The sequence below is a fragment of the Streptomyces malaysiensis subsp. malaysiensis genome (genome assembly GCF_040653035.1).
In the GTDB taxonomy this organism is placed as follows: Bacteria; Actinomycetota; Actinomycetes; order Streptomycetales; family Streptomycetaceae; genus Streptomyces; species Streptomyces malaysiensis.
Map to the genome: position 1 here is coordinate 105,025 of NZ_JBEZNG010000024.1, position 9,671 is coordinate 114,695.

At 73.4% G+C, this 9,671-nt stretch carries 1 protein-coding gene; it reads right to left on the reverse strand.

Annotated features, from left to right (window positions below; translation table 11 throughout):
• Positions 1–12: 12 nt before the first annotated feature.
• Positions 13–9,633: a type I polyketide synthase gene (locus tag AB0E24_RS35735; protein WP_359383455.1), complete on the reverse strand. Its 9,621-nt coding sequence runs from the start codon at positions 9,631–9,633 to the stop codon at positions 13–15.
• Positions 9,634–9,671: the final 38 nt, after the last annotated feature.

Sequence of the window (9,671 nt, forward strand, 5' to 3'; positions counted from 1 at the left end):
ACCCATCGATCCTTAGATTCCGAGTTCCTTGTCGATGAAGGCGAAGACCTCGTCGGGTGTCGCCTCCTGCAACTTCTCCGTCACGGTCCCGCCGTCGCCCTCGGCCGCCTCGGCGTCGGCCGTACGGGGCTCCGCCCACTTCGCCGCGAGGTCCCGCAGCCGGTCCGCGATGGTCTCCCGTGCCTCGCTGTCGGGGTCGAGGACGGACAGCGCGGACTCCAGCGCGTCGAGCTCGGCGACCCCGGGCGCGGCGGCCGTACCGCCGTCGCCCACGATCCGGGCGCACAGGAACTCGGCGAGCGCCGTCGGGGTCGGGTAGTCGAAGACCAGCGTGGCGGGCAGCTTCTGCCCGGTGGCGGCGGTCAGCCGGTTGCGCAGCTCCAGGGCGATGAGCGAGTCGAAGCCCAGCTCCTTGAACGCCCGCCCGGCGCCCACCTCGTCGGTCGAGGAGTGGCCGAGCGCGGCGGCCGCGCCCGAGCGCACGACCTCCAGGACGACCAGGGACTGCTCGGCCCGGGAGATCCCGGCCAGCCGCTTGCGCAGCGCCTCCGCCGGGGACCCGTCCGGGCCCGCGCCGGGCTCGCCGGCCGCCGGGCCGCCGGTCTCCCGCAGCCGCTTGACCTCGGGCAGTTCGCCGATGAGCGGGCTGGGGCGGACCGCCGTGTAGCCGTAGGCGAAGCGGTCCCACTGGATGTCGGCCACGGCCACGACCGTGTCGGCATGGTCCAGGGCCCGCTGGAGCGCCGTGATCGCCGCGTGCGGCGCCATCGCCGGGACACCGCCCCGGTCCAGCCGCTCGCCGATGGCCCCGTCGGCGGCCAGCCCGGTCTCGCCCCAGCGGCCCCAGGCCACCGAGGTGGCGGGCAGGCCGTCGGCGCGGCGCCGCTCGGCCAGCGCGTCGAGATAGGCGTTGGCCGCCGCGTAGTTGCCCTGTCCGGCGTCGCCGAGCGTGCCCGCGATACCGGAGAACAGCACGAACGCGGACAGGTCCAGCTCGCGGGTCAGCTCGTGCAGATGGCGCGCCGCGTCGGCCTTGGGGCCGAGGACGGTGGCGAACCGCTCCGGGGTGAGCGCGTCCAGGACGCCGTCGTCCAGAACGCCCGCGGCGTGCATGACCGCCGTGAGCGGCTGGTCGGCCGGGATGGTGGCGAGCAGCGTCTCGACGGCCTTGCGGTCGGCCACGTCGCACGCGGCGACGGTGACCTCGCTGCCGAGCCCGGTCAGCTCGTCCCGCAACTCGGCCGCGCCCGGGGCCTCCAGGCCACGGCGGCTGGTGAGCACCAGATGCTCGGCGCCGTTGGCCGCGAGCCAGCGCGCCACATGGGCGCCCAGCGCGCCCGTACCGCCGGTGACCAGCGTGGTACCGGCCGGCTTCCACGACCCTGCGGCGGGCGCACCGGCCAGCGGGGCGTGTACGAGCCGGCGGGCGAACACCCCGGCCGTGCGCACCGCGAGCTGGTCCTCGCCGTCGCTTCCGGCGAGCACCCCGGCGAGCCGGGCCAGCGCCCGCTCGTCGGGCGCGCCGGGCAGGTCCACCAGACCGCCCCAGCGCTCCGGGTACTCCAGCGCGGCGGTCCGGCCGAGCCCCCACACGAGCGCCTGCTCGGGGGAGTCCACGGTGTCCGTACGGCCGACGGAGACCGCGCCCCGGGTGGCGCACCACAGCGGCGCGTCCACCCCGGCGTCGCCGAGGGCCTGGATCAGCACGGCGGTGCCGGTCAGCCCGGCGTTGACACCGTCGGTGCCGGGCGCGGTCCCCTCGTCGAAGGCGAGCAGCGAGAGCACACCGGAGACGGTTCCGGCGTCGGCCAGCTCCTCGCGCACCAGGCGGGTCAGCGACGCGCGGTCCGACTCCACGGCGGTCGGGGTGATCTGCCGTACCTCGGCGCCGCGTTCGGTGAGCATCCGGATCGCGCCGAGCGTCCAGTCGTCGGTGGCGGCGGACTCGGGCACGGCCAGCAGCCAGGTCCCGGACAGCCGGGGGGCCTGGCGCTCGGTCAGCGAGGTCCAGGTCACGCGGTAGCGCCAGCCGTCCACCGTGGACTGCTCACGGGCCTGCTTGCGCCACGACGCCAGCGCGGGCAGGACGGCGCCGAGCGAGGACCGCTCGCCGTCGTCCCCGAACGCGAGGGTGTCGGCCAGCGACTCCAGGTCCTCGCGCTCGACGGCTTCCCAGAAGCGGGCGTCGACGGCGTCGGACGGCGTGCCGGACTCATCGGCCGGGACGTCGGCGGCCCGCGGCCAGTAGGTCTGGTGCTGGAAGGCGTACGTGGGCAGCTCGACGCGGACCGCGCCGGTCCCCTCGTACACCGCCTCCCAGTCCACGCTCACCCCGCGCGTCCACGCCTCGCCCAGCGAGACCCAGAAGCGGTCAAGACCGCCCTCATCACGGCGCAGCGAACCGATCGCGGCCGCCTCGCGGCCCGCGTCCTCCGCCGTCTCCTGCACACCCATCGTCAGCACCGGGTGCGCGCTGGACTCGATGAACACACCGAAGCCCTCGTCCAGCAGCCGCCGGATGGCACCCTCAAGCTCAACCGTGCGGCGCAGATTGGTGAACCAGTACTCGGCGTCCAGCTCGGTGCCGTCCACCCACTCCCCCGTCACGGTGGACAGGAACGGCACCTCGGCGGCCTTGGGCTGTACGGGCGCGAGCAGTTCCATCAGCTCATCACGGAGCAACTCGACCTGCGCGGAGTGCGAGGCGTAGTCCACCGGCACCCGCCGGGCCCGCACCTCATCCGCCTCACACGAGGCGACCAGCTCATCCAGCGCGGTCGGCTCACCCGAAACCACCACCGACGACGGCCCGTTGACCGCCGCCACCGAGATCCGCTCCTCGCCCCAGGACGCGATCCGCTCCCGCACCTCGGTCACCGGAAGCGCCACCGACACCATGCCGCCCTTGCCCGCAAGCACCCGGCCGATCGCCTGACTGCGCAACGTCACCACACGCGCCGCGTCCTGAAGCGAGAGAATCCCCGCCACACACGCCGCCGCGATCTCACCCTGCGAATGGCCGACCACGGCCGACGGCCGCACACCCAGCGAACGCCACAGCTCCGCGAGCGAAACCATCACGGAGAACAACACCGGCTGAACAACGTCCACCCGCTCCAGTGACGGTGCGCCCTCCGCCTCGCGCAGCACATCCACCAACGACCAGTCGGTGAACTCTGCGAGCGCGGCGGCACACTCATCAATACGGGCAGCGAACACCGGTGAAGCATCCAACAGCTCCACGGCCATGCCTACCCATTGTGACCCCTGTCCTGGGAACACGAATGCGGCCTTGCCCCCGATTGAGTCCCCCTGCACCAGGTTGGGGACGACCTGCCCCCTAGCGAGGGCGTCCAAACCACGGACGAAATCGTCCCGATCCGTGCCCACCAGGACCGCGCGCCGGTCGAAGGCGGCGCGGGTGGTGGCCAGCGCGTGGCCGATGTCCAGCGGGCGCGGGGCAGGGTCGGCGTCGAGGCGGGCCAGCAGCTTGCCGGCCTGGGCGCGCAGCGCCGCCTCGCTCTTGCCGGACACCGTCCACGGCAGCGCCCCGGGCCGCCGGGTCACCGGCGCGGTCTCGTCCGGCTCCTCGGCGGGCGCCTGCTCGATGATGGCGTGCGCGTTGGTGCCGCTGAAGCCGAACGAGGACACCGCGGCCCGGCGCGGACGGCCGGTCTCCGGCCACTCCCGCGCCTCGGTCAGCAGCTCGACCTCGCCCGCCGACCAGTCCACATGCGGGGTGGGCTCCACGATGTGCAGCGACTCCGGCAGAACGCCGTGGCGCAGCGCGAGCACGAGCTTCATCACACCCGCGACACCGGCGGCCGCCTGGGCGTGGCCGATGTTGGACTTGATGGAGCCGAGCAGCAGGGGCTGCCCCTCGGGCCGCTCCTGGCCGTAGGTGGCGAGCAGCGCCTGCGCCTCGATCGGGTCGCCCAGCGTCGTACCCGTGCCGTGTGCTTCGACGACATCCACCTCGGCGGCGGACAGCCGGGCGTTGGCGAGCGCCTGCCGGATGACGCGCTGCTGGGACGGGCCGTTCGGCGCCGTCAGACCGTTCGACGCACCATCCTGGTTGATCGCGCTGCCACGCACGATCGCCAGCACCGGATGGCCGTTCTTACGCGCGTCCGACAGCCGCTCGACCAGCAGCATGCCCACGCCCTCGGCCGGGCTGAAGCCGTCCGCGTCCGCGGAGAACGCCTTGCTGCGGCCGTCGGAGGACAGTCCGCGCTGGCGGCTGAACTCGATGAACGTGCCCGGGGTGGCCATCACGGTCACCCCGCCCGCGAGCGCGATCGAGCACTCGCCCTGGCGCAGCGACTGGACGGCCAGGTGCAGCGCCACCAGCGACGCCGAGCACGCGGTGTCGACGGTGACCGCCGGGCCCTCCAGACCGAAGGTGTACGAGAGCCGGCCGGAGACGACGCTCGCGGCGCTGCCGGTGGCCAGGTGGCCCTCGTAGCCCTCGGTGTTGCTGCGCATGAGGATGGAGTAGTCGGAGCCGTTGGTGCCGACGAAGACACCGGACGGGCTGCCGTGCAGCGTGGCCGGGTCGATGCCCGCCCGCTCGAACGCCTCCCAGGACGCCTCCAGCAGCAGCCGCTGCTGCGGGTCCATCGCCATGGCCTCACGCGGCGAGATGCCGAAGAAGGTGGGGTCGAACTCACCGGCCCCGGTGAGGAATCCGCCCTCGCGGGTGTAGCTGGTGCCCTGCGCGTCCGGGTCCGGGTTGTAGAGGGCCTCGGTGTCCCAGCCGCGGTCGCCCGGGAACTCCGACAGCGCGTCGCCACCGGAGACGAGCAGCTGCCACAGCTCCTCGGGGGTCCGCACCCCACCGGGGAAGCGGCAGCTCATGGAGACGATGGCGATCGGCTCGTCGTCGGCGAGCGCCGCGGCGGTGGGCAGCGCGGCCACCGCGGCGCTCCGCTCACCGGCGATCTCGCCGCGCAGATGGCGCGCGAGCACCGTGGGGGTGGGGTAGTCGAAGATCAGGGTCGGCGGCAGCTTCAGCCCGCTGGCGGCGCTGAGCCGGTTGCGCAGTTCGACGGCGGTCAGCGAGTCGAAGCCCAGCTCCTTGAACGCCCGGCCGGCCTCCACGTCGTCGGCGCCCGCATAGCCCAGGACGGCCGCCACGGCGGTGCGGACGAGCTCCAGCACCAGTCGCTCCTGCTCGGCCTCCGGCACCCCGGCCAGCTGCTGGGCCAGTGCGACCGCGCCCGCGCCGTCCGCGTCGGCGTCCCCGGCCATGTCCTGGATGACGTCCCGCGCCTCGGGCAGGTCGTGCAGCAGCGGACGGGAGCGGCCGGAGGTGAAGGCGAGAACGAAGCGCTTCCACTCCATGTCGACCACGGTGAGCACAGACTCGTCGCGGTCCAGCGCGTGCTGGAGCGCGGTGACGGCCGACCGCGGCGCCATCTCGATGACGCCATGGCGGCGCATCCGGTCGCCGACACCGCCCTCGGCCATACCGCCCTCGCCCCACGGGCCCCAGGCCAGCGAGGTGGCGGGCAGGCCCTGGGCACGCCGGTACTCGGCGAAGGCGTCCAGGAAGGCGTTGCCCGGGGCGTAGTTGCCCTGGCCGGGCGCGCCGAAGGTGGCCGCGAAGGACGAGAACAGCACGAACGCCGACAGGTCCAGATCCCGGGTGAGCTCGTGCAGATGGCGGGTGGCGTCGACCTTGACCTTCAGCACCCGGTCCACCTGGTCCGGGGTCAGGCCCTCGATCACCCCGTCGTCCAGCACGGCGGCCGTGTGGACGACGGCGGTCAGCGGGTGTTCGGCGGGGATGTCCGCGAGCAGCGCCTCGACCTGGGCGCGGTCGGCCACATCACACGCGGCGATGGTGACCTTGGCGCCGAGCTCGGTCAGTTCTGACCGCAGGTCCGCCGCGCCCGGGGCGTCCAGGCCACGGCGGCTGGTGAGCACCAGATGCTCGGCCCCGTTGCCGGCCAGCCAGCGCGCCACATGGGCGCCCAGCGCGCCCGTGCCGCCGGTGACCAGAGTGGTGCCGGTCGGCTCCCAGGTCCGTACAGGGGGCGTGGCAGCCAGCGGGGCGCGCACCAGACGGCGTACGAGCAGCCCGGTGGCGCGGATCGCGACCTGGTCCTCCTCCTCGGCCCCGGCGAGCGCGGTCACCAGCCGGGCCAGCGCCCGCTCGTCGGGCGCCCCGGGCAGATCGACCAGACCGCCCCAGCGCTCGCCGTGCTCCAGCGCGACCACCCGGCCCAGACCCCAGACCAGCGCCTGCTCGGGCGACTCCAGCGGCTCCGCACGGCCGACGGAGACCGCGCCCCGGGTGGCGGACCACAGGGGCGCGCCGATCTCCGCGTCGCCGAGGGCCTGCACCAGCGCGAGCTGGGCGGCCACTCCGGCCGGGACGGAGGGGTGGCGGGGGTGCGGGTGGCCGTCGAGGGCCAGCAGCGAGAGCACTCCGGTGAACGGGATGCCGTCGGTTTCCGCGAGCGCCGCCCGCAGCCGCTCGGTCAGCTCCTCGCGGCCGTCGGCGTCGGTGTCCACGGCGATCCGCCGTACGTCGGCGCCGCGTTCGGCGAGCACCCCGGCCACGGCGTCGGTCCAGGTGTCGGTGTTCTCGGTGGCCGGGGCGACGACGAGCCAGACGCCGGTCAGCCGCGCGGACTGTCCATCGGCGAGCGGCTTCCAGGTGACGCGGTAGCGCCAGCCGTCCACCGTGGACTGCTCACGGGCCTGCTTGCGCCACGACGCCAGCGCGGGCAGCAGCGCGCTGACCCGCTCGTCGCCGTCCACGTCCAGCTCGGCGGCGAGCGACTGCCAGTCCTCGCGCTCGACGGCCTCCCAGAAGCGGGCCTCCACGGGGTCGGCGGCGGGGGTGGCGTCGGCGGTGGGGGTGCCCGACTCCAGCCAGTAGTGCTGGTGCTGGAAGGCGTACGTGGGCAGCTCCACGCGGACCGCGCCCGTACCGTCGAACACGCCGTCCCAGTCCACGGTGACGCCACGTGTCCACGCCTCACCGACGGAGGCCCAGAAGCGGTCAAGACCGCCCTCGTCACGGCGCAGCGACCCGATCGCGGCCGCCTCACGGCCCGCGTCCTCGGCCGTCTCCTGCACGCCCATCGTCAGGACGGGGTGCGCGCTGGACTCGATAAAGGCTCCGAAGCCCTCGTCCAGCAGCCGGCGAACCGCACCCTCCAACTCGACGGTGCGGCGCAGGTTGGTGAACCAGTACTCGGCATCCAGCTCCGGACCCTCGACCCACTCCCCCGTCACCGTCGACAGGAACGGCACCTCGGCCGTCTTGGGCTCCACGGGGGCGAGCAGCTCCAGGAGTTCCTCGCGGAGCAACTCCACCTGCGCGGAGTGCGAGGCGTAGTCCACCGGCACCCGGCGCGCCCGCACCTCATCCGCCTCACACGAGGCGATCAGCCCATCCAGCGCCTTGGGCTCACCCGAGACCACCACCGACGACGGCCCATTGACCGCCGCCACCGAAATCCGCTCCTCGCCCCACGGCTCGATCCGCTCCCGCACCTCCACCACCGGAAGCGCCACCGACACCATGCCACCCTTGCCCGCCAACACCCGTCCAATCGCCTGACTCCGCAACGCCACCACACGCGCCGCGTCCTTCAACGACAAAGCCCCCGCCACACACGCCGCCGCGATCTCACCCTGCGAATGCCCGATCACCGCCGCCGGAACAACACCCAACGAACGCCACAACTCCGCAAGCGACACCATCACCGCGAACAACACCGGCTGAACCACATCGACGCGCTCCAACGACGGCGCACCCTCCGCACCCCGCAACACATCCACCAACGACCAGTCGGTGAACTCCGCCAACGCCCCCGCACACTCCTCGATCCGCGCCGCGAACACAGGCGAGGCATCCATCAGCCCCACCGCCATCCCGGCCCACTGCGAACCCTGCCCCGGGAACACGAACGCCGTACGGCCGCCGACGGTGGAGCCCTGTGCGACACCCGCCGCCATACCGCCCTCGGCCAGGGCGGTCAGCCCGGTCAGCAGTGTGTCGCGGTCCTGGCCGCGCACCACGGCGCGGTGGTCGAGCTGGGCCCGGGTGGTGGTCAGCGAGAGGGCCACGTCGAGCGGGCTGAGGGACGGGTCGGCCTCGAGGTGGGCCAGCAGTCGCTCGGCCTGGGCGCGCAGCGCGGCCGCGCTCTTGCCCGACAGCGCCCACGTCACCACGTCCAGCGGCTTGGCCGGGGCCGGTTCCTCGGTGGCATCCTCGGCAGGCTCCTCGGCGGGGGCCTGCTCCAGGATGGTGTGCGCGTTGGTGCCGCTGAAGCCGAAGGAGGACACGGCGGCCCGGCGCGGACGGCCGGTCTCCGGCCAGGGGGTGGTCTCGGCGAGCAGCGACACCGCGCCCGCCGACCAGTCGACATGCGGGGTCGGCTCGTCGATGTGCAGCGTCCTGGGCAGCACACCGTGCTCGATGGCCTTGACCATCTTGATGATCCCGGCGACACCGGCGGCCGCCTGGGTGTGCCCGATGTTGGACTTGATGGAGCCGAGGAGCAGCGGCTGGTCCTCGGTGTGCTCCTGGCCGTAGGTGGCGAGCAGCGCCTGGGCCTCGATCGGGTCGCCCAGCGTCGTACCCGTGCCGTGTGCTTCTACGGCGTCCACATCGGCGGCGGAGAGGCGGCCGTTGGTGAGCGCCTGGTGGATGACGCGCTGCTGGGACGGGCCGTTGGGCGCCGTCAGACCGTTGGAGGCGCCATCCTGGTTGATCGCCGAGCCACGCACGACGGCGAGCACCGGATGGCCGTTCTTACGGGCGTCCGACAGCCGCTCGACCAGCAGCATGCCCACGCCCTCGCCCCATCCGGTGCCGTCCGCGGCGGCGGCGAAGGGCTTGCAGCGGCCGTCGGCGGCGAGGCCGCGCTGCCGGCTGAACTCGGTGAACGTCGAGGGCGTGGCCATCACGGTGACACCGCCCGCGAGCGCGAGCGAGCATTCGCCGTTGCGCAGCGCCTGCACCGCCATATGCAGGGTGACCAGCGACGACGAGCACGCGGTGTCGACGGTGACGGCCGGGCCCTCCAGGCCGAAGGTGTACGACACCCGGCCGGAGGCGATGGAGCCGGAGCTGCCGGTGCCGAGGAAGCCCTCGACGCCCTCGGGCACGGAGTCGAGCCGCGAGGTGTAGTCGTGGTACATCACACCCGCGAAGACACCGGTCCGGTGGCCGCGCAGCCCGGTCGGGTCGATCCCGGCCCGCTCGAACGCCTCCCAGGACGCCTCCAGCAGCAGCCGCTGCTGCGGGTCCATCGCCATGGCCTCGCGCGGCGAGATGCCGAAGACCGCCGGGTCGAAGCCGCCCGCGTCGTAGAGGAATCCGCCCTCGTCGACGTAGCTGGCGCCCGCCTGGTCGGGGTCGGCGTCATAGAGCGACTCGACGTCCCAGCCGCGGTCCGTGGGGAACCCGGAGATCGCGTCCTGGCCGTCCAGCACGAGCCGCCACAGCTCCTCGGGGGTGGTGACCCCGCCGGGGTAGCGGCAGCTCATCGCGACGATGGCGATGGGCTCCTGGTGCCGCTCCTCGACCTCGCGGAGCTGCCGGCGGGCCTGACGCAGGTCGGCGGTGGCCCGCTTGAGGTAGTCCCGGAGCTTGTCCTCGTTATTCACCATTGCGTCGGCTCCTTGCGAAGAGGGAGGTGGTGCTCATG